The organism is Nostoc sp. CENA543 (assembly GCF_002896875.1).
In the GTDB taxonomy this organism is placed as follows: Bacteria; Cyanobacteriota; Cyanobacteriia; order Cyanobacteriales; family Nostocaceae; genus Trichormus.
In genome coordinates this window covers 3,992,080-4,016,302 of sequence record NZ_CP023278.1, presented here as the reverse complement: position 1 = coordinate 4,016,302, position 24,223 = coordinate 3,992,080, and the positions used below count along the sequence as shown (strand labels likewise).

Sequence of the window (24,223 nt, the reverse complement as noted above, 5' to 3'; positions counted from 1 at the left end):
ATGCCACCTAGAATAACAGACCAAAATACATGGCAGCAGGCCGAACTGCTGATGCAGCCTGCTTTCATTCGCGTCATTGATAATCTTCGCAAACAGTTAGAAGAATCTGCTTGGAAGGGAACTTACCAAGATGTGCTGATTTGGCCAGCTAACGTCACTGATGAGACTAAAGCTTTGGTGACACAGTTATTGCAAGAGATGGAAGATGCAACTTTAGAACAAGCAGAAGCCATCAGAGAAAGACTTGCGAGATTGCCAATGCCCCATCCAGGATATCACTTATGTTTGCAACGTCAAGACCAAAATGTCAGTATTGATTTGTGGGAATTGTGCTATCAAGTATGTTTTATAAATTACCATCCAGAAAGTGAAAATGTTGATATTGACACTAGTTTAATTGATGAATTTGGGGAAGTAGATTGGCAACATTTAGAAGATAAAACTAAGAATTTAGTTGAACAGGTGTTTGCTAATTTACCTGAATGATACCAATTTTGGATTTTGGATTTTGGATTTTGAATTACAAAGCCTAGATTCTTAGCCTATTCCAGAACCTCGAAACAATACTACCTATCCCAATTTGGGATGATTCTGTGCTAATTACATGCAAATGTCCTCAGAATATGATTCTGGGGCTACATCAATAAACTCTGTTTTGGTAAAAAATGAAGTAGGCGATCGCTATTTTTAGAGTATTTGAGTCTTCATGTCAGAAAAAACTATTCTAGGTTTTTTTCACCATTTGTAACGCTGCTTCATAGCTAGGCTCACAGTCTTCACGATAACATTCATAATGTGCCTCAAAATCGTCTTCTCCTGTAAAACAATGATAATTCATCCCCACTACCCAGCAGGGGCGAATCTCTAAAGCTTTGGCGAGTAGTTCATGGCGTGTCATGGAATCATACTTCTCTACAGGTTCACCAAGAATTGTTTTTACTTGGGCGATCGCATATTCTTTACCAAAAGCACTGCATAGTTTTTCCGCAGAGTTTTTGGCAGTTTTATCAGTTAATGATACCTTGATTTTATTGTGTGAATAGTTATCAGTTATATACTCATCTAACAGATAGCCGTTTTGGGAAAGATGATACCAAAATGTAATGCCGTCAATAACATAAATAGCCAAAATAGAACAGTTAAATTTTCTAGACAGATGAGAGCATAAACAAGCCATAATAGCTTGCTGGGGAGATAAATATCTTTTGTATAAGGATGAGAAATTATATTCTTGTTGGATATATTTCGGTAATTTATTGAGATAACCGATTGATGCTAAATCATATAAAACAGTGTACTCATTGACTGTAGGCGAAACGTAAGCATCAAATTTAATATTAGATAGGTAATTAACTAATTCATCTTGGGAAACTCCCTGTAGCATGATGTTGGAATAACGTATTCCCATAGTTGGTTTACATTGATGATTTTTTTGCCGCTATGATACATTATGTTTATGTTTTACTGTAGTTATTGATTTGTCTATAGCCTTTCCTAGTCTGCTGAGGTACAAATTTATCTGCGTCTATCTGCGTCCATCTGCGTTTAATTACTCTTGTCTGTACCTCACCGGAGTAAGAAAAGCCATATCAGATTTACAAACTTTCAAATTCTTCAACACTTATTCCGGCTTGACGCAAAATACTACCTAATGTACCAATAGTGACTTCTCGATGGCGAGGCACAATAGCACTACGAGTTCCTTCATCCGTTGATTTGATAAACTTGACGTGGCTACCTTTTTGGCTGGCTTCCTCAAAGCCAGCAGCTTCTAATTTACGCTTCACTTCACGATAAGGTAAGGGCTTAAGCGACACCCATTTCCACCTGAATAGTTTTAATTTGAGGAGTAATGGTAGCAACTGGTGGCTCAAAATGCAGTGATAAAGCTTCCTCTAAATTAGACAAGGCCTCAGCTTCAGTTTCGCCTTGGCTAGCAATATCAATTTCCAAGCACTGTGCCACAAACCAGTTACCTTCTTGCCATACACTTGCAGTAAAGGTTTGTTTCATAAGTTTTGTTTGCACTTTTTCTTTGATTATATGTCTGGAACAATTTAAAGGTGCATTGAAGCCGTTAACCAGGATTTGCTAAAATCACCAATGCGAAAACATTGAAACAGGGCAACTCTTGACTACTATGCCAACATCTGCACTTGACGGTAAAGACGCAGCCGCTATCCAAGCCGCAACCGCAGGGGTTGCTGTATGCGATCGCTCTTCTTGGGGACGCATCCGTGTTTCTGACGATGACCGTATCAGGTTTTTACACAATCAAAGTACGAACGATTTCCAAAGTCTCAAGCCAGGACAAGGCTGTGATACGGTGATGGTGACATCCACAGCCCGCACGATAGATTTAGTCAGTGCTTATGTGTTGGATGATGCAGTGTTGCTTTTGGTATCGCCTAACCGTCGTGAATTTTTAATGCAATGGTTAGATCGTTATATCTTCTTTGCAGATAAGGTGCAATTAGCTGATGTGACGGAAGAAACTGCAACTTTTAGTCTCATTGGCGCAGGAAGTGACGCGGTAGTTGAAAAACTTGGTGCTGGGGCAATTATCGGTCAACTCCACGGCAATCACATAACAGTGGATGACAGTATCATCGTTGCAGTTGGTAGTGGTTTAGCGTCCCCTGGTTACACAGTAGTTTTGCCTGCTTCCATCAAAGAGAAAGTATGGCAGCAAATTTTAGACTCAGGGGCGGTAGAATTAAGCGATCGCGGTTGGGAACATTTACGCATCATCCAAGGCAGACCAGCCCCAGACACAGAACTCACAGATGATTTTAATCCCTTAGAAGTCGGTCTATGGCAGACCATTTCCTTTAATAAAGGTTGCTATATCGGTCAAGAAACCATTGCCCGGTTAAATACATATAAAGGTGTCAAACAATATCTCTGGGGAATTAAACTTAATAGTCCAGCCGCAGTAGGTGAAACTATTACCATTGGTGATGAGAAAATCGGTAAACTCACCAGTTATACCGAAACACCTGATGGTTATTTCGGACTAGGTTACGTGAAAAGCAAAGCCGGTGGTGTAGGGTTAAAAGTACAAGTAGGCAATACCGAAGGCGAAATCGTCGCCATCCCCTTTGTGTCTCACGAATATCCATAAGAGGGAACAGAGGAGGCAGAGGGAGACAAGGTAGACAAGGTAGACAAGGTAGAAGAAACAATTCCCAATCCTCAATCCCCAATTCCCAATCCTCAATCCCCAATCCCCAGTCCCCAGTCCCCAGTCCCCCATGACATCTATTCAAGCTTTACCAAAAGAAGTCGTACATCTAATTACCGCAGGTGAGGTAATTGATTCTTTTGCGTCTGTTGTGCGGGAATTGGTGGAAAATGCTTTAGATGCGGGTGCAAATAGAATTGTGATTGCGCTTTGGCCACAGCAGTGGCGTATCCGTGTCACAGATAATGGTTGCGGCATGGATTTAGATGATTTGCAACAAGCAGCAACATCTCACAGCACCAGTAAAATCCACTCTAGTGATGACTTGTGGAAAATTAACAGTCTGGGATTTCGGGGAGAAGCATTACACAGTTTAACGACATTGGCAGATTTGGAGATTTTTAGCCGTTCTAGCAATGGGAACGTGGGATGGCGGGTGGTTTATGGGGAAGGGGGGAAAGCAATTCAAGTTGAGGCAACAGCGATCGCTCCTGGTACAGTAGTCACAGTCTCGAATTTATTTGCTAATTGTGCAGCACGTCGTCATGGTTTACCCTCCACAGCACAGCAAATGAAAGCTGTACAAGCCACAATCTACAACATTGCCCTTTGTCATCCCCAAGTTACTTGGCAAGTTTGGCAAGATGACCGCCAATGGTTTACCATCTCCCCAGCCGCTACCGTCGGACAACTCATACCGCAACTCCTACCCCAAGTCCGACAAGGCGACTTACAAGAATTAAGACTAGAAATCCCCAGCCCAGAACAGTCAATTGTCAACAGTCAACAGTCAACAGTTACCTTAGTAGTAGGCTTACCCGATAGATGTCACCGCCATCGTCCCGACTGGGTGAGAGTGGCGATGAATGGACGGATGGTAAAATCACCGGAATTAGAACAGGCAATTCTAGGAGCATTTCATCGTACATTACCACGCGATCGCTATCCGATTTGTTTTCTCCATCTGGTGATTTCCCCAGACCAAATCAACTGGAATCGTAACCCCGCCAAAACTGAAATTTACCTCAACGAGTTAACCTATTGGCAAGAACAAATCACCCAAGCCATTAACCAAGCACTGCGTCTAAGTTCCGCCAACATCAAAGAATCAGTCCACACCACCAGAGTCAGCCAACTCATTAAAGCCGCAGAAGAAAAAGGTAATTACAATCTCAATCCCAGTCCCCAGTCCCCAATCCCCAATCCCCAATCCCCAGTCCCCAGTCCCCATTTCCTCAAAGCGATCGCCCAAGTCAGCAATACCTACATCGTGGCTGAACATCCTGGCGGAATGTGGTTAGTAGAACAACACATAGCCCATGAGCGAGTATTGTACGAACAATTGTGTGATAATTGGCAACTGACTCCAGTAGAAACACCAATCATTCTTTATCAATTATCACCCGCCCAAGTCAGTCAACTACAACGCATCGGTTTCGATATCGAACCCTTTGGCGAACAACTTTGGGCAGTACGTAACCTTCCTGCTATGTTACAAAAACGTGAAGATTGTGCAGAGGCAATTCTAGAACTCAGTTGGGGCGGCGATTTACAAACAGCCCAGGTGTCCGTCGCCTGTCGCAGTGCCATCCGCAACGGCACACCAATGAGTTTACCAGAAATGCAGCAGTTACTAGACAATTGGCAACGCACCCGTAACCCCCGCACCTGTCCCCACGGTCGCCCAATTTACTTATCATTAGATGAATCAGCCTTATCCCGATTTTTCCGTCGTCACTGGGTAATTGGCAAGAGTCACGGTATTTAATAACTCCCAACAAAAAAGCATCGCTTGGGGCGCAGGGGAGGCAGGGGTGCAGGGGGCAGGGGGCAGAGGGAGAAAAACTAATGACTAATGACTAATGACTAATGACTAATGACTATTGACCATTGACCATTGACCAGTTCGGTAAACCTCATCTCTGAAATTGTATTTAGTCTTGACCATCACTTATCTATCATGAGGAAAAACCACTTTTATTGTTGAGTACGGTAAACGATAAAACAAAAGCTAGAAAGTATCCTTTAAAATTAAAACAGAAAAGATATATGAGGAGTCATCAGAATGCAAGCAACATACGATTCTGATAAACGTAAATTACTATCGTCTCTATGTCATGGGGCAATTTTTTTTAGTACCATCCTATTTTCCATCGGTGTTCCCTTTGTAATTAACTTAATTTCCGATGACCCAGTAGTGAAAAGTAATGCCAAAGAATCAATGAATTTTCACTTAAATGTGTGGTTTTGGGCAACAGTTATAGGTGTACCTTTAGGGTTACTATCTTGGCTTACCTTTGGCATAGGCGGAATTATATTTTTCCCCGTGGTAGCTTTCGGTTTTGCTTTGCATTGGGGATTGACTATTTGGGCTTTATTTCACTGTTTAACTCAGCCTGATGAACCTTTCCGTTATCCATTCATTTTTCGAGTATTATAATTAGGTTGATTCACCCTCAAAGTATGTACTTAAGTCTATCAAAGAGAAATATTGTCTCTAAAAATAGCATCATACTAGACTAGTTTTCAGCAATTTCCGACATTGTTTTTGTATAAGCATCGTAGGCACTTTGTCCAAAACACACAAAAAACACCTTTTCTAACTCCCTATGATGCTTTAAAAATTCTTGAACAGTCAAAATGGCAATTCTACAAGCACGTTCTACAGGAAATCTATATACACCCGTACTAATAGCTGGAAAAGCGATAGTTTTAATTTGATACTGTGCTGCCAAAGCTAAACTATTGTCATAACATTTTGCTAGTAATTCATCTTCTTTTTGATGACCACCTTGCCAAATAGGGCCGACAGTATGAATAACCCATTTAGCAGGAAGATTATAGCCTTTAGTAATTTTTGCTTCACCAGTTTTACAGCCTCCTAGCTGACTACATTCTGCTAACATTTCTTTGCCCGCCGCACGATGAATTGCTCCATCAACCCCACCACCACCTAATAAAGAACTATTCGCAGCATTCACAATTGCGTCTACTGGTAATTGAGTAATATCACCTTGAATAATCTCTATTCTCTGCATAATATTTAAACTTCTATATAATAATTAATTTTTGACAAGTAGGACTAGGCACGAATAGCAAAAAATAGGCAACCTTACAAGCTGCTATTAATTTTGAATTTTATTTGTCAGAGATAGTAGCCGCATTTAATTTAAATTATCGTTCCATACTATAATTTTAAGCTAAGTATTGTATAATAATTTATAAAAATTAAAAAAATAGATAGAACATTTCTTGTCATTACATTTAAATCAAATGCTATTAAATATTAACTTGTAACACAACTCCGTTAGGTATCTTTATAAGCTAGAAGTTCTGACTTTTTGGCTACTTTTACTTTTAACCTTATACCGAAAAGATTATGGAAAATAGCCTGTATATTCGCACTAGTTTAAGTATTGGGTTGTGTGCAATGGGGCTGCTTTTCGCCTCCCAGTCAAAATATCTGGCAAATATGAGCTTTGACAAAGCTGTAGATGATCAAACAACAATCGAGCAGTCAGCATATCCTCAAGTAAAATTAGATTTTCTAAAACCTTCCAAAAAGAATGTCCGTCTAGTGTTAAAAAGAAGGATGCGTCAATTGTATGTATATAAGGGCAATAATTTAAAAGCTCGCTATCCAGTAGCCGTTGGTAGAGCAGGGTTAGAAACACCTATAGGGAAGTTCAAAGTTATTGAGATGTTAAAAAATCCAGATTGGACAAATCCTAAAACTGGAAGATTAGTCCCTCCTGGTAAAGACAACCCTTTAGGAGATAGATGGATCGCATTTTGGAACGTTAACAGAGAATATATCGGATTTCACGGCACTCCTGATAGAACATCTGTAGGAAAAGCAATTTCTGCTGGTTGTGTTCGTTTGTATAACGAGGATGTTCGTGAACTATATGAAATGGTCAAAATTGGCACCCCAGTTATAGTAGAACACTAAATTCAGGGACTTCCATAAAATAAATGATTTCAGGAATAAGAGCCAATTTCCTTCTACTGCTCTATCGATATCTTTTCCTTGGAAGTCCCTGGTATTTATAACTGAAATCACGAAACAAATCCAAATCCTGGATTTCTAAATTTTGAATTTTGTAGCTTGCTTCTCTTACGAGACGCTACCGCGTAGCTTGCTTCTCCGTAGGAGTACCCGATAGGGTATTTTGAATTTTGAATTGGTATTACCCCCTTCTAATTGGGAAGTTTTGATTTACTGGAGGTCTTGTTGGAGATGATTTTATTGGTCTTCTGACACTTCTTGTCTGAATAATTTTCCTCTCCGATGTAGATGTTAATGACCGATTTCGTGGTGTAGATTCTCGTCTAGAAATTTCTCTTCCGCGTCTTCTCACTTGTGTTGTAGATTCTCTTCTTGTAGACCTACCTGGACGGAAAGCAAGTTGGTCGCTTTTTGGTCTGCGTTCTGACTCCCGTATTGCACTTCCAGCCACAGGCGGTTCACTAGATGTATTTTTATTTGATTCTATGGCCAGGCCTGCAACTGGAATTACCTCTTGAGCCAGTGAAGTTTGTGCTGAAAGACAACTCAGGCTCATAACAATAATTACACCAGTGGTAAAAATTATTGATTTCATCTTCTTTAATAACCCTTGATTGCTCTTTTCATTTCAGTGGTATATCATCCTAATACCACACTAAATCAATTAGATGTGTCTTGAGATTATCGATAGTTATTATTAAATTGTTTACAAGATAAATTATCACTTCCTTCTAACTTATCTTCACGCCAAGACCCATCTTGCTCTGTCTTATCTCTAAAAACATATACTCCCCTACCTTGACATTTATTATTTACAAAGTTACCTATATATTCATTTTGATTCCTCAGTTTCAGCCTACCCAAGCCTTGAAACTTATCCTCTTGAAATTGACCTAAATAATAATGAATATTACTTTCTACAGGGTATGATAGTCTGCCACATCCATGACGCTTATTATTCTTAAAATCTCCATAATATTGAAAATCACTTTGTTTAAAAATCATCAATCCTCTACCATTAGCTTCTTTTGTTTTGGGATTGATATCCCCATAGTATTTATAGGTGCTGTTTTCCCAAGTAGGTTTTCCTTTAACTTGAGGAGGTGATGATAATTGTTGGTCTTGATCACAAGGTAGCTGAGAAAACTCTGAGGAAGTTGTCTGTCTTGTAGGTATTGGTATTGTTGTTGGGTCGGAAGTTGGTGTTGTATTTGGTGTGGTTGGAGAAGTTGGTGCAGTGTTTGGATCAGGATTTGTTGGGGATGTTTGCTGCCCAAGTATTTTTTGTGCAGAAAGAAAAGATAGACTGGTCACAACAAACAAACAAGACAAAGTAAAGAGAGGTTTTAATGTCATAAAAACCCTTTATTTTTTGATGTAAGGTATATATGTTGTAACTTTACTATTAAATGTCATAATTTTATGCTGACTAATAATAAAGAAAAATATATTTTTGAAAATTAAATTTAAAAATCCTGTTTTCTTGACTGAGTATTAACATATTTTCAAATATTAAATGAATTATGTAAACATTAAAAAAATTAATAAATATTCAAAAAAGCTAAATTTAAAATAATAGGTACAGAAGATTGTTTACATGATAAACTCTTGTTTCCTTCTAATTTATCTTCATACCAAGAGCCGGATTTCTCTGTCTTATCCCTAAAGACATATACGCCCATACCTTGACATTTATTATTTACAAAGCTGCCTATATATTCATTTTGGTTTTTCAGCTTTAGCCTGCCCAATCCTTGAAATGTATCTTCTTGAAATTGACCCAAATAATAATTAATATCGCTGGTTAATGGATATGATAATCTGCCACATCCATGACGCTTATTATTCTTAAAATCTCCATAATATTGAAAACCATTCTTTTTAAAAACCATCAGACCTCTACCATTAGCTTCTTTTGTCTTGGGATTGATATCTCCATAGTATTTATAGGTGCTGTTTTCCCAAGCAGGCTTGCCTTCAGCTATGGGGGGTGAGAATAATTGTTGGTCTTGATCACAAGGCAGTTGAGGTAACTTTTCGACGGTATTGGTTGGCGATTCTGCAATTATTGGTGGTGAGCTTGGAGGATTTTGCGGGTGATCGTTTTGATTATTACTATTTACTAAATATCTAGAAAATACAAATCCTAATAATACTAATATACTTGTTAGCATTACTTTCCAGTTCAATAGCGACTGCCAACTTACCAGATTAATATTTTGTAATGAAAATTTCGGTTTTAACGAATTAAGAGCTTGCAGTGCTTCACTTGCTGTTTGATATCTTTGGCTAAAGTTGTAACGTACCATTTTAGTTAAAACATCCGCTAGTTCCTTACTAACATTTGCTTCATTTCGCCAAATAATTTCTCCATTGTGGGGATCTTCTTGAAAATCGTGCGGTGATTTCCCTGTTAAAGCTTGAATACCAATTACTCCCACTGCATAGATATCACTACATAGTTTTGGTTTAGAATTAGCTTGTTCATTTGGCATATAACCACTAGAGCCGATGGCAATAGTGGAGGTCACTTGTCCTTGAGTGTTTGCAGCTAATCCCTTAATTTCTTTGACTGCACCAAAGTCAATCAATATAATCTTGTGATCACTACTACGACGCATCAGATTTTGAGGTTTAATATCACGATGGATAATGTTTTCTTGATGAACCACCATCAAAACTTGTAGAATTTCTTGTAAAAGCTTGATAACCTCACCTTCACCCCATTTCATCCCAGGTATAATTTCGACGGTTAAATCACATCCTTCTATTAGTTCCTGCACAAGATAAAATTCGCCATTCTCTTCAAAATGAGCTAATAATTTAGGTATTTGATTGCTCAGGTTTCCTAGATGATATAAAGTTCTTGCTTCACTCTCGAATAGTCGCCTTGCGACTAACATGACTTCTTGCTCAGATGTTTTAGGCTTTAGCTGTTTGACAACACATTTGGGGTGGTTGGGTAAATCTATGTCTTCTGCTATATAAGTGTCGCCAAAAGAGCCACTACCAAGAAATTGTAAGATTCTATAGCGTTTACGAATGACTGTGTTGATGAGTTTGTGTGCATCCATATTTAATTTTGCTACTTTTATGGCTATTGACTCTAGAATATTATCTTTGGTTTACTATATATTTTTTTGCCGGAGCGAACCAAATCTATTTAATCAATTAGAACGCAATAACGATAGAATTATCTGAGAAAGATGGTTGCAGATTAAGTATATTGGTGTTGTCTAGATAAAAGTGATATTATTTAAATAATTGTCATAAATAACAAAATACTTTTTTGTCACGATTTTGTCAATTAATCACGATTTTGGGGATGAAAACGTAAAGATACAGGATTTTATCTCAAGCATTAATTTTTGGCATAAAAAGAATATTATGAGCTTAGAGGAAATCAAGTATTTAAGGAATGAAACTAAAAAATATTACTACATTCTTCCTTGGAGAGTATCAACTGTATTCTCTGTACGTTTGTATTCTTTACTCACACAAGCAATATTAGAAGCATCCGATTTGCTTACTGAACATACTTATATATGCAGGAAAATGTCAGAATTTTTGAGCAAAATTATGTAGGGGTTTAGCATTGCTAAACCCCTACATTAACAGATTGATTCACTAGTAGATGAATCACGGATAGAGTTAATAGTCGAGAAAGCAGCAATAAAAACTTTGCAAACATGGCTGCTTCTTTTGGCAATCTATGTATGACTGGCTGTTTTTTTTACAGTAGCGAGGATAACGGGTCTTGTTTCTTTAACGTATCATACAGCTTTGCAGCAGATATAAATCAAGCGATCGCACTTTACGCAACAGCTCAACTGGCATTTTGTGCTTCTTCAGTTGCTAAAGAGCGAATTAGCTCCCGAACTACGTCTGTAGCTGGTCTTCCAGTCTTGGAACAGTATGTCTCTAACTTTTCTACCTCACCTGATGTCAGGTTGATTGTCAGTCGTTTCACAGCCCATTTCTTATTCATAATTGAACAACCTATGTTTGATATACTCCTCTACTATCAATCATCTAAACTGTTATCACCACGATAAATATAACGAGATTAATATCAATTTGCTGTAAAGAAAAAATGATAAATTTCAAAAATTTATATTGGGAAAAATTGGTACTCAAACTGCTTACCAAATTATCGAGAAAGTTACTGAAATATGAAGCATTACAGTTAGAGTTGATGATCATACCCAAAAATTCCCAAAACCTCTATCACCACTTTTTGATACAGTGATCCTTTGTCGAACACTGGCATTCTTATGTTCCAGATATCGCTCCCCCAAGCACTATCCCAAGACTTACCTGTGACTGCGCTTGCACCCATGCAAGATGTGACTAACCTTTGGTTTATGAAGGTCATTGCTCACTACGGCAGCCCTGACTACTTTTTCACCGAATATTTTCGTGTAAATGAAACTTCTCGCCTCAATCCCAGCATTTTGGCAGCCGTCACCGAAAATGATACAGGTCGCCCTGTTTTTGCTCAAATGATTGGGGAGAGCATTCCCCACTTAGTCAGAACTGCCAAGGAACTATGTAGTCACAATGTCGCTGGAGTTGACTTGAATATGGGTTGTCCAGCACCCAGGGTCTATCGCAAACAAGTCGGGGGTGGATTGTTGCTCACTCCTGATAAAGTAGATCGAATTTTGGGAGAACTGCGACAGGTTGTCAATGATCGGCCTTTAACAGTCAAGATGCGCTTAGGCTTTGAAAATACTGATACTTTTTACACCATCCTCAATCTGATCAATCGTCACAGTATTGATTTATTAAGTTTGCATGGCCGCACAGTTGCCGATAGGTATCACGGGTCAGTGAAATATGATTTGATTGCCGAAGCTGTCAACTGCGTGAATTGTCCTGTGTTGGCTAACGGCAATATTGACTCAGCCGCCACTGCTTTGTCGGTGCTGGCGCAAACAGGTGCGGCTGGGGTAATGGTAGGACGCTGGGCAATCGGCAATCCTTGGATTTTTCATCAAATTCGTCAAGCTTTGCGTGGCGAGACGATCAAACCTGTTCCTTTAATAGAGGTACGCGGCTATATTGAGCGTTTATGGCAAACCCCTGCCGCCCCCAATATCCCTGAACGAGCGCGCGTAGGCTACCTGAAAATGTTTCTTAACTATATTGCCCTCAGTGTGGATGCTGAAGGTCATTTCCTGCAACTGATGCGGCAAGCCTCCTCTGAAGTAGAACTGTTTAAAGTTTGCGATCGCTTTTTACTTACCGATTTGGCGGAAACTCTAGCCTTAGCACCCTACAGTGGTACATGACAATTGTTTTACCTAATCCAAAATCCAAAACTGCCCGATGGGGGACAAAACTATAGTTGTTTTGTACTAGTTACACGTAGTAGCGATCGCGTTACGATATTGTCACAGTCACTTTTTAATTTGAGAAGTCCTATTCTAGAAATTTCCGGCTAAAATAGTATATCTGTTCTACTAAAATTCTCAACCCCACACACCTAAAATCCATATACTGATAGAGGCACGAATGGCTATTAATACCGATACTTCCGGCAAGCAAAAAGCACTCAATATGGTACTCAACCAAATTGAGCGCAGCTTCGGTAAAGGAGCAATTATGCGCCTGGGTGATGCTACCCGAATGCGGGTAGAAACCATCTCCACTGGGGCGTTGACTTTGGATTTGGCTTTGGGTGGAGGTTTACCCAAGGGACGGGTGATTGAGATTTATGGGCCGGAAAGTTCCGGTAAGACGACTGTAGCACTGCACGCGATCGCAGAAGTACAAAGAGAAGGCGGTATTGCTGCTTTTGTAGACGCTGAACACGCCCTTGATCCTACCTACGCTGCGGCTTTAGGTGTAGATATTGACAATCTGTTGGTTTCCCAACCTGACACCGGTGAAGCAGCTTTGGAAATCGTTGATCAATTAGTACGCTCCGCCGCCGTTGACATCGTAGTTATCGACTCCGTTGCGGCGTTAGTTCCCCGTGCAGAAATTGAAGGAGATATGGGAGACGCTCACGTTGGTTTGCAAGCCAGGTTAATGAGCCAAGCCCTACGTAAAATTACTGGTAACATTGGTAAGTCAGGCTGCACAGTTATATTTATTAACCAGCTCCGCCAAAAAATTGGTGTCACCTACGGTAGTCCTGAAACCACCACCGGTGGTAACGCCTTGAAATTCTACGCTTCAGTTCGTCTAGATATTCGTCGTATTCAAACTTTGAAAAAAGGCTCAGACGAATTTGGCAACCGTGTAAAAGTCAAAGTTGCTAAAAATAAAGTGGCTCCACCTTTTAGAGTGGCAGAATTTGACATTATTTTTGGTAAGGGCGTTTCTACTATCGGTTGTTTAGTAGACTTAGCTGAAGAAACAGGGATTTTGGTTCGTAAAGGAGCTTGGTATAGTTACAACGGTGATAACATCTCTCAAGGACGAGATAACGCTATTAAGTATCTAGAAGAAAAGCCAGAATTTACAGAACAAATTAAGAAACTGGTGCGAGAAAAGCTCGATAAGGGTGCTGTTGTATCTGCTAATTCAGTATCTAAAGTCAATGAAGACGACGAAGACGAAGATGTTGATTTAGAAGAAGAGTAAAACTTGCGTTGATGGTGCATAAACAAATTTATGTTTACGCATCACCAGTATGAATCTAAAATCACAGCTATCAATTACAAAAGATTACTCTCAGCAGGAGTAATCTTTTTAGTTTTCAGCAGAAATTATCGACAATCAGTCCTTGTGGATTGCTGGAAAAACCTGTCCAAGATGTCAGACTTTTGTTGTTCTTGTAAACCATCTCGCCCGTACTCTAATCTACCCCAAGCACATTCTAAAGAAATTTGTACAGTCTCATCAGGACTAACAAGATCATCTGTCTTTTGAGCAGCACTGTGACTACCTAATTCTTGCTGTTGAATATTTGCTGTTGAGGGAATGAGTTGGGTAACTAAATCAGTTGGTAATGCTGGTAAAACACGGTGCTGGTGATTGAGGAAAAAATCAAAAGTTAGACTTCCCAAACGAATGCGATCGCCATCTTGGAGTTTGGTGGGTTGATAAATAGATTCTCCATTCACAAAAGAACCGTTGGTACTGTGGAAATCAACTAGATAAAAACCTTGACATTCAATATACTGAATCGCAGCATGACAACGGGATAAATGTCGATTATCCGCGCATATCCCATTACTGCGATCGCGTCCTATTGTCCAAATATGTTGCATTTGTTCCAGAGTTTGTGTCTGATTGTCACACAAGTTAGTAATCAAATAAACTGATGAATCCTCTACAACGCCTTGGACATAACGCAAATGTTCGCCTTTCAAGGATGGCTGATAGAGATTTTCTAGTTGGAGAATTCTATCTAGCAGATCACCATGTCTTTCATATAAAGTCAGAAACACATGATATAAACTCAAGCGTCTTTCTAGCTCATAGTTGGAGAAATTTGTATTCATAATTAGTGGAATTAACAAAGTATTTTAAATTCGCCAAAATGTTGAAGATTAAGAAAAATTAATGCTATTCTCAATTGTAGCAAATTCTCATAAGTAGCAATTCTGCAAACTGCTATTTTTTCGGATTTTTATATTCAAATAATACAAATATCAAGGTTTTGATAAAAATTTATTTCCTTGAGTGATGCAATTTTATTTGATTTTAATAAAACTCATATTTATTTGCAGAAATTCAGCAACTTCAGAAATTTTTTTGCTTATGCTCTTGTGAAAAAAATTATCTGAGAAATCTCATCAAATAAGAATTACACAATTCCCCGTTGCCGATTCTGCGTTAACTATCTAGGGAAATTTATAATAAACCTCTTTTACCGTTGGGTCGTATCGTCATCCAATTGGTTTTAGCTAGTGCTAATTGTTCATCGGAAATTTTTGCTCCGGTGAGGTTAGCACCACATAAGTTAGCACCCCGCAGATTAGCGTTACTGAGATAAGCATTCGTCAAATCTGCACCCCGTAGGTCTGCCCCTTCTAAATCCGCATGATTGAAGTAAGCTTTAGTGAGATTAGCGTCCTTTAAGTTAGCACGAGTTAAACTTGCTCTCCCAAAATCACTGTTTTGGAGATTAGCCCCTTGGAGATTAGTATTTTGTAGTTGACAAGAGTGGAAATTGGTAGATGATAAATCCGCACCTTGGAGATTAAGTAAATTGAGATTATGTAAAGCAAAATCTCGTCTTCCCTTCACATAGGCGGTGAGTAAACTTTGGGTATCTAGTCTGCGCCCCACTTTCGACTTTAAGTTATGAGAACCGTTCCCATTACTGTTAGCTGTCGTTGATGGTTTAGCACCGGAAACTCCTTGTCGCGTCCCTCCAGCATCTAACCGAGTACCATCACCAAGCTTCGCTCGTCTAGCGCGAATGGCTGCTGCTACTTGTGCTACTCCTAAACCTGTAGCCGCAGCAGAAGGATTACTGCAAAGAACCGCAGAATCATCAGGTCGGTTGTATGTTCCTTCTTTATGATTAGAATCTGATTTGACTAACAATCCGCCAGCTAAACTTTCTAAATATGGTTCTATTTCTAAGGCTTTGAGGACTTCTTTAGCTGAATGGTAGCGACTACGAACTGAGACTTCTAACATTTTTCGGAGGACATGAATCAGGTGGTCACTGATTTGTACTAAGTGTTCCCACATGACTTCCCCTGTACTGGGATTATACTCCAGGTCTTTGGGTGTTTTACCTGTCAATAAATAAACACAGGTGACTCCTAGTGCGTAAATATCACTAGCATAAACAGGACGCATCGCCATTTGCTCTGGAGGTGCAAAACCAGGAGTACCGATAGCATAGGCGGTTAAAGCTGTATGTCCTGATTGATTAGTCGTGGCTTGGGTAACTTGGTTTTTGACCGCCCCAAAGTCAATCAGCACCATTCTGGAGTCTTGAGAACGGCGAATTAAGTTGGCTGGTTTAATGTCACGGTGAATAACTTTTTGATCATGAATATATTGCAGTAAAGGCAAAATTTCACTGAGAAATTGCTTAACCCCAGTTTCGCTAAAAGTTCCGTTGAGTTTTACTTCTTGCTGGAGAGTAGAACCACTAATATATTCCTGAACTAAGTAAAAATGTTCTTGCGCTTCAAAATAGTCAAGCAATCGGGGTATTTGGGGATGATTCCCGATTGTACCCAGGGTTTTGGCTTCTCGCTCGAATAGTTCCCGCGCCATTTGTAACACCTGTGGAGATGTTCCAGAAGGACGTAGCTGCTTGATGACGCAACTAGGCGCGCCTGGTAAGATTTCATCGCGGGCTAAAAAGGTTGCGCCAAAGCCACCCTGACCCAATGGCTTCAAAACTAGATAGCGATCGCGCAACTGTAATGGTGAGCCACAAGCTTCACATCTTTGGCTATGTGCTACATTCTCTGGGTTAGGACAGGTCGGATTTATGCAATAGCTCATGCACTGTGAACTCGCTGCACGAATAGTAACGGTGAGAGTGAGACTCTTCTTCAATTATTGAGATCCAAAATCAACTCCTGCTAGGTCAGTTTTGCGGTAAATCCTTTGAAGAGTTGCTAAAGTTGGATCTGATTTACGTAAAGCAATTATGATGTCAAACAACTTATTATACCTATGCTAGTAAACAGTGTCGAGTCTCTCTGTTGCAATAACATCAGCGATTGCTATTTTATTTTTTATACGTAAGTAAATTATAAAAATAATAGTTTTAATTACTAAAAAATACTATTTCTCAGCATTTTTACTTAATTGGCATTCTGGACTACCAGGACTTTTGTGAACTGGTTGATTTACTCCACAAATGCGGTTGCTGAGACAAAATTTAATGTGAATTTCGTCAAAATAAATGAATATCTGTTCAGATGTTGTATTGTATTGATAGTAATATTAGGCAGCAAAAATTATGACTACCATCAACCAGATGAAATGTGCTTGTCCGAATTGCCTGTGTATTGTTTCAGTAGAAGATGCCATCAATAAAGATGGGAAATTCTACTGTTCTGAGGGTTGTGCTGAAGGGCATAAAACTATCCAAGGGTGCAATCACAAAGGCTGTGGCTGTTGAGGTGTTGACAGTGCTGAGTTAATTCTTGAACTCAGCACTGGCTAAACGCCGTGCTACGGCTAACAGCACCTAGAGACTAGATAAGACCTCACGAGCGATCGCGATCGTCTGGTCAATATCTTCTTCAGTGTGAGCTAAAGAAGTAAAGCCAGCCTCAAATTGAGAAGGTGCTAAATAAACACCGCGTTCTAACATACCGCGATGGAAACGACCGAATTTAGCTGTATCTGACTTTTTGGCATCTTCATAGTTATGCACAGGGCCAGAGGTAAAAAATAAGCCGAACATCGCGCTAATAGAACCACCGCAAGCTGCATGACCAGTTTCTTTAGCTGCTTGTAGTAAGCCATCAGCAAGCCTTTTGGTAATGCGCTCTAAATACTCATAATTACCAGGCTTTTGCAATAGTTCCAAAGTTTTAATCCCTGCCGTCATAGCCAGAGGATTACCCGAAAGAGTTCCAGCCTGATACACAGGGCCAGCCGGAGCAATCATAGACATGATATCGCGGCGACCTCCATAAGCACCTACTGGCAAACCACCACCGATAACTTTACCCATAGTGGTTAAATCTGGTGTGATGCCAAATTTCTCTTGTGCGCCACCATAAGCAATGCGGAAACCAGTCATAACTTCATCAAACACAAGCAATGCGCCATGCTCATGAGTCAGTTCCCGTAGACCTTCTAAAAAGCCAGCATCGGGGGTGATAAATCCGGCATTACCCACAACAGGTTCAAGAATTACACCCGCAATTTGATCACGGTTCTCTTCAAATAAAGCTTTCACAGCTTCTAAGTCATTGTACGGTGCTGTTAGGGTGCTGCTAGTAGCTGACTTAGGTACACCAGGGGAATCAGGTAAGCCAAGGGTAGCGACACCTGAGCCTGCTTTGACTAAGAACATATCAGCATGGCCGTGGTAGCAACCTTCAAACTTGATGATTTTCTCTCGGTTAGTGAAGGCACGCATCAGCCGTAGCACAGCCATACAAGCTTCTGTACCGGAGTTGACGAATCGTACCATCTCAATGCTAGGAACGGCAGCAATTACCATTTCCGCCAGGACATTTTCTAGCACCGAGGGCGCACCGAAGCTAGTACCTTTTTCCAAAGCTTCGTGGAGTGCGCTAATCACTTCTGGATGGGCGTGACCGCAAATAGCTGGCCCCCAAGTACCTACGTAGTCGATATATTGGTTGCCATCTACATCCCAAATGTATGCGCCCTTGACCCGATCAAAGACTATAGGTTGTCCCCCTACAGATTTAAAAGCACGAACTGGGGAGCTAACACCGCCTGGCATGAGATGTTGGGCAGCCGCAAAAATTTCTTGTGATTTAGTGGTTTTAATTGTGGTATTTACCAAGGTTCTCTCCTAACAGTGGGCATTCAAAAAAAGCTCTATCTTAGGATAGGGTTAAATTTCGCCTAGAACTTATATCGTATAAAATTAACAGAACCAAAAAAATAACGATATGTTATACAAGTCCAACCAAGACTTGCCTTTAGAAATCCGTACTGAATTATCAGAGGCATACCAAGACCTGTATCGCGCCGCCTTTAACTCAGCTTTGCATTGGTATGGTGAAGATACTAAGGCTCACCATGTGGCCTTAAGTGCTGTCAGAATCCAATCAGCAATGGAAAGGAATGTAGTTTTACTAAGATGATTCATATAGGGTGTGGAAAAATCATGCCAGTTGTACTATCGATAATGGTATCGTGAAACCAGACATGATTAGTTTCACTAGAATAATTTAGCTGGTATGTTTTCCACCGATTCCCAATCACTACACAATGCCATTCCCATTGAAAAAATTCGCTACGATGAACGTGGTTTAGTACCAGCAATTGTCCAAGACTATTTGGATGGTACTGTACTAATGATGGCTTGGATGAATCGGGAATCTTTACAAAAGACTTTAGACACAAAAGAAACTTGGTTTTGGAGCCGTTCCCGTCAAGAATTATGGCACAAAGGCGGGACTTCAGGGCATATCCAAAAGGTAAAAAGCATTCGATATGATTGCGACAGCGATGCTTTACTAATTGGTGTAGAGCAAATAGGAGATATTGCCTGTCATACAGGTGAACGTAGTTGTTTTCATCAAATCGAAGGACAAATCATTGCTCCACCTGGGGATACTTTATCTCAAGTGTTTCAAGTGATATGCGATCGCCGCGATCATCCCAATGAAAGTTCCTACACTTGTAAGTTATTAGCTGGTGGCGATAACAAGATTTTAAAAAAAATCGGTGAAGAATCAGCTGAAGTAGTGATGGCATTCAAAGATGACGAACACGATGCGATCGCTGGTGAAGTTGCAGACTTGCTTTACCACACACTAGTTGCCTTAGCTCACCATCAAGTAGATTTAAAGGCAGTTTATCGTAAGCTACAAGAACGGCGACGTTAGGGAGTGGTGAGTGCTGTTAGCGGTAGCGCGGCGTTTAGCCGGTGCTGAGTGGTGAGTGCTGAGTAGTGAGTAGTGAGTAGAGAGTGGGAAGTGTAACACTTATTAATTATCGTTTTTCTTCCCTTGTTCCATTCCCAATGCCCAATGCCCCATGCCTAATGACTAATGACTAATGACTAATGACTATTGACTATTGACTATTGACTAAAACCCAATTTAAATACTGCAAAATGGTGATGGCGATCGCTACACTCAAAACAAAGCCCAACCAAAAATGATGAGTAATCAGGGGTGATTGATCTAAAGCCCACCCTCCCAAGGGTGAGCCGATAAATCCACCTAAAGCCCAACATAGGGAATTAATAGCAAAGTAGATTCCTCGGTGGGATTCGGGGGCTAAATCGGTGACGAGAGAGGCAGCTGATGGGTTGTATGCTACAGATGCCATCGCTAATGCTGTTAATGCCAATGTCGCCCAAATTAATTGATAGGATGGGAAGTTACCTGTCACCCAAATTAAACTAAAACCAATAGCCCACAAAATAGCCGAAACGGTGAGTGCTTGTGAGTGGGAGTAGCGTTTTAAAAGATTGGTCAGAGGTAGTTGACAGATAATTACTAAGACCAAGTGCCAAGAAAATAATCTGCTAATTGTAGATTCGCTAAAGCTTTGGGCTGTCTCTCCCACAGAAATGAAGTTTTTTAAATACAGGGGAATAATTGTGTGGATTTGAGAAATATATATGGTGAACAGGATATTGGCCGCAATGTAAATCAAGAAACGGCGATCGCTTAAGGCTGATATCCAGGCTGTAAAGTTTTGCGTCTGTTGTGTCGGCTGTACTAAGAGTTGATCGGGCTTTTTCATCGCCACGTAAACCACCCCAAAAAACACCACAAACGAGAAAGCGTCAACAACGAACAACCAACGATAACTCATGAAGATTGTCACCAATACCCCCGCCAATACTAGTCCAATTGCTAACCCTAAATGATCTGCTAACCGAGTCAGGGCAAAAGCTTCACGGCGATTATCTATGTCACTACTATCTGCCACAACTGCCTCTGTGGCTGGCCAGTACAAGCCTATACCCAAACCATAAACTAAATTACCGATGACCAGAGTTGCAAAATTGGTGGTTGTTGCTAACACTAATGACCCAACAGCAGAAATTGCTGTTGCTAGCAATAAGGTGCGGCGACGACCCCATCTGGGTGAGTCTGTTAAAGCACCCCCCAGAATCCTACCGAAAAACCCAGAAAATGAGCTACTAGCCAAGCCAAAACCGACGATAGTAGTAGATAACCCCAGTTGGTTGACAAAAAAGATCGGGGCGTAAATCAGGGTAAACCCCGTACCTAATTCTGAGAGGAACCTGGCGATCGCCAAAACCCTAACTTGAGGATGTATCGAGGGTAACAAACAAGATAACTGGGATAGGAACGCAGTTTTCATGGGCAAATAATGTCATTAAATGATCACGTTTTTGTAATTCTTATCATTGGCTGATATTTTCCTCATTCATTCCACAGAGTTTCCACAGGAGTTTTCCCAGTTTTCCACAGATGTTCTACGAGGGGATAAGCACTTGCAGGCTTGCTGGGGATTTTTGATCTAGAGTCTAGTTCAGTGCAGAGGACTGAGTTCTTATTAAGAAATGTAACAAAAATCTGCTTGAAATATTGATGATTGCGTTCGCATTTATTTTGAGTGCGATTGTTTTTAACATTTCGCAGCATTGACAAACCCACCCCCTCTTGTCGCACAATGATGCGGCCGGGTTTTATAGTTTGTGCAACCGTTGACATCAAAACTTACCTTAGAGGTCAGTGTAGATGTTGCCTAAAGCAGCCTCACTCCAAGCAATAGTTCGTTTTAACTGAACTCCCACAAGGAAAACACCATGAACGCAACAGTTAGTATTTTTACAGAAATCCCCGAAACTCTTCATGAATCACTGAAAACTTATTTAGAGACTCACCCCGATTGGGATCAAAATCGGGTATTAACAGCAGCCCTATCATTGTTTTTACTGCAAAATGGCGACAGCGATCGCCGTGCTGCCCGCGTTTATTTAGAAACTTTGTTTCACAATTGCTAATTTGCAATGACGTGGTGTATTTATAGGCTTTGATGTACCAGACACTGTGCTGGTACTGTCCAGCATAAATTCTTTCCTGCGTCTGCAAAAACCATTCAAAATTAAAAATCAATTAACAATATTTTGGAATAAATTGTTGAGCGATCGCCAAAATTGTGAGATTAACAGCAAATTTTTTCCTACAAATTTGGGCATGGTATATACCATGCCCACTACTAATAAATAAATTGCGAGTATTAAAAAGCTATCAAGGATTCGTTTCTAACTGGGAATGAGTTGGACATTCAAATTTATAACCCACCCCACGCACAGTCTGAATTAATGCTGGTTGACTAGCATCGACTTCAATCTTTTTGCGAATTTGACCTATATGTACATCTACAACTCGCTGATCACCAACATATTCATAATCCCAGACTTCTTGGATCAACTCCGCACGTCGCCAGACTCGACCAGGATGGCTAGCTAAAAAATGTAACAAATCAAATTCTAAAGCCGTTAACGGAACAGGCTGACTATTCAGTGTCACCTCTCGCCGCACGGGATCAATCATCAACTTCTCAAACTGCAAGCGTTTTTGTTCGGCGTTAGTCACCACTCTCTGCCGTCTTAAAATCGCTGCAACTCTGACTTCCAGTTCTCCCAAGCCAAATGGCTTTGTGAGATAGTCATCAGCACCTTTAGCAAAGCCACGAATCTTGTCAGCCTCATCTGCACGGCTAGTCAGCATGAGAACAAAAACGCCATTACGACTTTGCATCTCTTGACAGAGGTTGAAGCCTATTACATCTGGCAAATTAACGTCAAGAATGACCAAATCCGGGTTAAATTGCTCAAACAAGGACAAGGCCGTCTTACCGTCCTCAGCCGCTTCTACCTGATAGCTTTGTTTCAATAAAAAGCGTTGGATTAAATTCCGAACCGCCGGGTCGTCATCAACTACAAGAATCTTGGCAGGAGCCATGACCATCTCTTTACACAAAAATAAATTTCTTCAAGATTAACAGCAGTATTGCGTAAAACGCAGTTTCCACCTATGTATTATTTAAGGAACTACAGGCATCAGAAACATATTTCCTGATTATCTCAAGGATAGTGAAGTCAAAACGCCGGACAAACACACTAAGAGAATTTAGATAACTATTATTACAGTTTAATTGCAATACTGTCATAAGAAACTTAATGTGTTTAACTACCCAATGCTAATCCATGAGCCACCCCATAATTTATTGTTCCAGGAGACTTCCGTATAATAGTTGGATGGGGATGGAAAAATTTTCCATTTTAAATCTTTATGTGGATTGATACCACTACTTAAGATGAAAGCTAAATCATTGGGATATCCTCATATTATGGTAAATCGCCAAGTCTGAAGCACCAAAAAATAGTGTTACAGATACTCCCGGTTCAAATTCTAGGTTAGAGCTAGAATTGGTCAACGACATGGGGGTATACACGGAGTTATAACAATATGTTAAAGTTGCAGTAGTTGAAATTCCTGGGTCAACTTGGCTAACGCGTGCTACTATCCTGGTAGAGCATAAAATTCGGTCGATACGTTTGTCTTCGATCAAATTAAAATCTACAATTGTTATTCTCTAACAAAAAATTGCCACTGATAAAGGCTGAAGTATAAACTCCCATGCGCGATCAAAATCCCTACGAAAAACTTGGGGTATCAGAAGATGCTAGCTTTGACGAAATTCAGGACGCTCGCAATCGCCTGATGGAGCAATGTAGTGGCGATGCTAAAAGCGTAGAAATCGTTGAAGCTGCTTACGATGCGATTTTAATGGATCGCTTACGGATGCGCCAGGAAGGAAAAATCAAAGTGCCAGAACGTATCCGCTTTCCAGAATTAAGGATACAATCACCACCTAAAGAAAGTTTAACTTCTCGTGAGCAATCACCTGCATGGCTGCAAAATTTCCTGGATCAGCCCACAATGACAGATATACTTTTACCCGGAGCTTGGTACGTGGGTTTAAGTGTAATCAGCATTTTTACAGGCGATCAGCTTTTGCAGTTAGCGTTAGTGGTTGGCATAGGAGTTAGCGTTTTCTTCCTCAATCGTAAAGAAGGTAGATTTGGCAGATCAGTTTTACTTACTCTTGTAGGACTGATTGTTGGCTTAATTAGCGGAGGGCTAATTGCTGCCTGGCTCTTGTCACAAGTACAATTCATTAATCTAAGCGGTAATCAGTTTTCCACTGTGCTGACTTTCGTACTTTTGTGGTTAATTAGCAGCTTTCTCCGCTAAGACTCCAACAAGCTAACTAGTTAAAACCCTTTTTGAACAGAATGATCCTTTACCTGCTTCTTAAGTTAACCATCAAATAAGATACTTAAATCTGAGACTGAAAATTTTGATAAGTACGATTTTGAAACCTAAGACACAGGTAATGGGATCGTCTCAAAAAGGATGATCTAAAGGATTGGTCTAAAAGAACGAGAA

26 protein-coding genes are annotated in these 24,223 nt (G+C 40.2%); 12 read left to right on the top strand and 14 right to left on the bottom strand.

Going from position 1 to position 24,223, the window contains the following annotated elements:
- Positions 1-486 (top strand): hypothetical protein, encoded by a 486-nt coding sequence (locus CLI64_RS16615; protein WP_103138246.1) that lies wholly within the window; start codon positions 1-3, stop codon positions 484-486.
- A 238-nt stretch (positions 487-724) separates the two neighbouring features.
- Here the strand turns inward: CLI64_RS16615 and CLI64_RS16610 are convergent, their stop codons facing one another.
- The 3 genes from CLI64_RS16610 to CLI64_RS16600 all read right to left on the bottom strand — a co-directional run bounded on the left by CLI64_RS16610 (position 725) and on the right by CLI64_RS16600 (position 2,013).
- Positions 725-1,408, bottom strand: coding sequence for a hypothetical protein (locus CLI64_RS16610; RefSeq protein WP_157943283.1), 684 nt, complete (start codon positions 1,406-1,408; stop codon positions 725-727).
- A gap of 187 nt (positions 1,409-1,595) precedes the next feature.
- Positions 1,596-1,817 (bottom strand): type II toxin-antitoxin system HicA family toxin, encoded by a 222-nt coding sequence (locus CLI64_RS16605; RefSeq protein WP_103138244.1) that lies wholly within the window; start codon positions 1,815-1,817, stop codon positions 1,596-1,598.
- Positions 1,807-2,013, bottom strand: a complete 207-nt coding sequence (locus CLI64_RS16600) for a type II toxin-antitoxin system HicB family antitoxin (RefSeq protein WP_103138243.1) — start codon at positions 2,011-2,013, stop codon at positions 1,807-1,809. Before CLI64_RS16600 ends, CLI64_RS16605 begins: the two co-directional genes overlap by 11 nt.
- A gap of 127 nt (positions 2,014-2,140) precedes the next feature.
- On the opposite strand from CLI64_RS16600, the gene CLI64_RS16595 reads away from it, so the two are divergent.
- The 3 genes from CLI64_RS16595 (at position 2,141) to CLI64_RS16585 (ending at position 5,624) form a co-directional block, all read left to right on the top strand.
- Positions 2,141-3,124 (top strand): folate-binding protein YgfZ, encoded by a 984-nt coding sequence (locus CLI64_RS16595; protein ID WP_103138242.1) that lies wholly within the window; start codon positions 2,141-2,143, stop codon positions 3,122-3,124.
- A gap of 130 nt (positions 3,125-3,254) precedes the next feature.
- Positions 3,255-4,952: a DNA mismatch repair endonuclease MutL gene (gene mutL / locus CLI64_RS16590; RefSeq protein WP_103138241.1), complete on the top strand. Its 1,698-nt coding sequence runs from the start codon at positions 3,255-3,257 to the stop codon at positions 4,950-4,952.
- A gap of 297 nt (positions 4,953-5,249) precedes the next feature.
- Positions 5,250-5,624 carry a DUF4870 domain-containing protein gene (locus CLI64_RS16585; protein WP_103138240.1) on the top strand — a complete coding sequence of 125 codons (375 nt, stop codon included), beginning with the start codon at positions 5,250-5,252 and terminating at the stop codon, positions 5,622-5,624.
- 79 nt (positions 5,625-5,703) lie between these two features.
- Here the strand turns inward: CLI64_RS16585 and CLI64_RS16580 are convergent, their stop codons facing one another.
- Positions 5,704-6,222, bottom strand: a complete 519-nt coding sequence (locus CLI64_RS16580; protein WP_103138239.1) for an O-acetyl-ADP-ribose deacetylase — start codon at positions 6,220-6,222, stop codon at positions 5,704-5,706.
- Between the two features lie 341 nt (positions 6,223-6,563).
- Here CLI64_RS16580 and CLI64_RS16575 point away from each other — a divergent pair, with 341 nt between their 5' ends.
- Positions 6,564-7,136 carry a L,D-transpeptidase gene (locus tag CLI64_RS16575; RefSeq protein ID WP_103138238.1) on the top strand — a complete coding sequence of 191 codons (573 nt, stop codon included), beginning with the start codon at positions 6,564-6,566 and terminating at the stop codon, positions 7,134-7,136.
- A gap of 238 nt (positions 7,137-7,374) precedes the next feature.
- Here CLI64_RS16575 and CLI64_RS30840 read toward each other — a convergent pair whose 3' ends face one another.
- The 4 genes from CLI64_RS30840 to CLI64_RS31605 form a co-directional block, all read right to left on the bottom strand.
- On the bottom strand, positions 7,375-7,788 hold the full coding sequence (locus CLI64_RS30840; protein WP_157943282.1) for a hypothetical protein: 414 nt from the start codon (positions 7,786-7,788) through the stop codon (positions 7,375-7,377).
- Between the two features lie 86 nt (positions 7,789-7,874).
- Positions 7,875-8,549, bottom strand: coding sequence for a hypothetical protein (locus CLI64_RS16570; RefSeq protein WP_103138237.1), 675 nt, complete (start codon positions 8,547-8,549; stop codon positions 7,875-7,877).
- Positions 8,550-8,734: 185 nt separating this feature from the next.
- Complete coding sequence (locus CLI64_RS16565; RefSeq protein ID WP_103138236.1) at positions 8,735-10,267, bottom strand: protein kinase; 1,533 nt, start codon at positions 10,265-10,267, stop codon at positions 8,735-8,737.
- Positions 10,268-11,019: 752 nt separating this feature from the next.
- Positions 11,020-11,181, bottom strand: coding sequence for a CopG family transcriptional regulator (locus tag CLI64_RS31605; protein ID WP_103138235.1), 162 nt, complete (start codon positions 11,179-11,181; stop codon positions 11,020-11,022).
- Positions 11,182-11,467: 286 nt separating this feature from the next.
- On the opposite strand from CLI64_RS31605, the gene CLI64_RS16555 reads away from it, so the two are divergent.
- On the top strand, positions 11,468-12,487 hold the full coding sequence (locus CLI64_RS16555; RefSeq protein WP_103138234.1) for a tRNA-dihydrouridine synthase: 1,020 nt from the start codon (positions 11,468-11,470) through the stop codon (positions 12,485-12,487).
- Between the two features lie 223 nt (positions 12,488-12,710).
- Positions 12,711-13,787 (top strand): recombinase RecA, encoded by a 1,077-nt coding sequence (gene recA, locus CLI64_RS16550; RefSeq protein WP_103138233.1) that lies wholly within the window; start codon positions 12,711-12,713, stop codon positions 13,785-13,787.
- A 125-nt stretch (positions 13,788-13,912) separates the two neighbouring features.
- Here recA and CLI64_RS16545 read toward each other — a convergent pair whose 3' ends face one another.
- Together CLI64_RS16545 and CLI64_RS16540 are read right to left on the bottom strand one after the other, a co-directional pair.
- A complete protein-coding gene (locus CLI64_RS16545) occupies positions 13,913-14,650 on the bottom strand; it encodes an FHA domain-containing protein (protein WP_103138232.1) in 738 nt (245 codons plus the stop codon).
- A 352-nt stretch (positions 14,651-15,002) separates the two neighbouring features.
- Positions 15,003-16,622, bottom strand: a complete 1,620-nt coding sequence (locus CLI64_RS16540) for a serine/threonine-protein kinase (protein ID WP_103138231.1) — start codon at positions 16,620-16,622, stop codon at positions 15,003-15,005.
- A gap of 463 nt (positions 16,623-17,085) precedes the next feature.
- On the opposite strand from CLI64_RS16540, the gene CLI64_RS16535 reads away from it, so the two are divergent.
- Entirely contained in the window at positions 17,086-17,247 is a 162-nt protein-coding gene (locus CLI64_RS16535) for a metallothionein (protein WP_103138230.1), read from the top strand.
- Between the two features lie 69 nt (positions 17,248-17,316).
- Here the strand turns inward: CLI64_RS16535 and hemL are convergent, their stop codons facing one another.
- Complete coding sequence (gene hemL, locus CLI64_RS16530) at positions 17,317-18,615, bottom strand: glutamate-1-semialdehyde 2,1-aminomutase (protein ID WP_103138229.1); 1,299 nt, start codon at positions 18,613-18,615, stop codon at positions 17,317-17,319.
- Between the two features lie 109 nt (positions 18,616-18,724).
- On the opposite strand from hemL, the gene CLI64_RS16525 reads away from it, so the two are divergent.
- On the top strand, positions 18,725-18,919 hold the full coding sequence (locus CLI64_RS16525) for a ChaB family protein (RefSeq protein ID WP_103138228.1): 195 nt from the start codon (positions 18,725-18,727) through the stop codon (positions 18,917-18,919).
- Positions 18,920-19,015: 96 nt separating this feature from the next.
- Positions 19,016-19,666, top strand: coding sequence for a bifunctional phosphoribosyl-AMP cyclohydrolase/phosphoribosyl-ATP diphosphatase HisIE (hisIE, locus tag CLI64_RS16520; RefSeq protein WP_103138227.1), 651 nt, complete (start codon positions 19,016-19,018; stop codon positions 19,664-19,666).
- A gap of 190 nt (positions 19,667-19,856) precedes the next feature.
- On the opposite strand, the gene CLI64_RS16515 is transcribed toward hisIE, so the two are convergent.
- Together CLI64_RS16515 and CLI64_RS16510 are read right to left on the bottom strand one after the other, a co-directional pair.
- On the bottom strand, positions 19,857-21,122 hold the full coding sequence (locus tag CLI64_RS16515; RefSeq protein ID WP_103138226.1) for an MFS transporter: 1,266 nt from the start codon (positions 21,120-21,122) through the stop codon (positions 19,857-19,859).
- A 62-nt stretch (positions 21,123-21,184) separates the two neighbouring features.
- Entirely contained in the window at positions 21,185-21,475 is a 291-nt protein-coding gene (locus CLI64_RS16510) for a hypothetical protein (RefSeq protein ID WP_103138225.1), read from the bottom strand.
- 95 nt (positions 21,476-21,570) lie between these two features.
- Between CLI64_RS16510 and CLI64_RS16505 the strand changes: the two genes are divergently transcribed.
- Positions 21,571-21,768: a DUF2811 domain-containing protein gene (locus CLI64_RS16505; protein WP_103138224.1), complete on the top strand. Its 198-nt coding sequence runs from the start codon at positions 21,571-21,573 to the stop codon at positions 21,766-21,768.
- A 247-nt stretch (positions 21,769-22,015) separates the two neighbouring features.
- Here CLI64_RS16505 and CLI64_RS16500 read toward each other — a convergent pair whose 3' ends face one another.
- Entirely contained in the window at positions 22,016-22,732 is a 717-nt protein-coding gene (locus CLI64_RS16500) for a response regulator transcription factor (protein ID WP_103138223.1), read from the bottom strand.
- A gap of 678 nt (positions 22,733-23,410) precedes the next feature.
- Here CLI64_RS16500 and CLI64_RS16495 point away from each other — a divergent pair.
- Positions 23,411-24,028 (top strand): CPP1-like family protein, encoded by a 618-nt coding sequence (locus CLI64_RS16495; protein ID WP_103138222.1) that lies wholly within the window; start codon positions 23,411-23,413, stop codon positions 24,026-24,028.
- Positions 24,029-24,223: the final 195 nt, after the last annotated feature.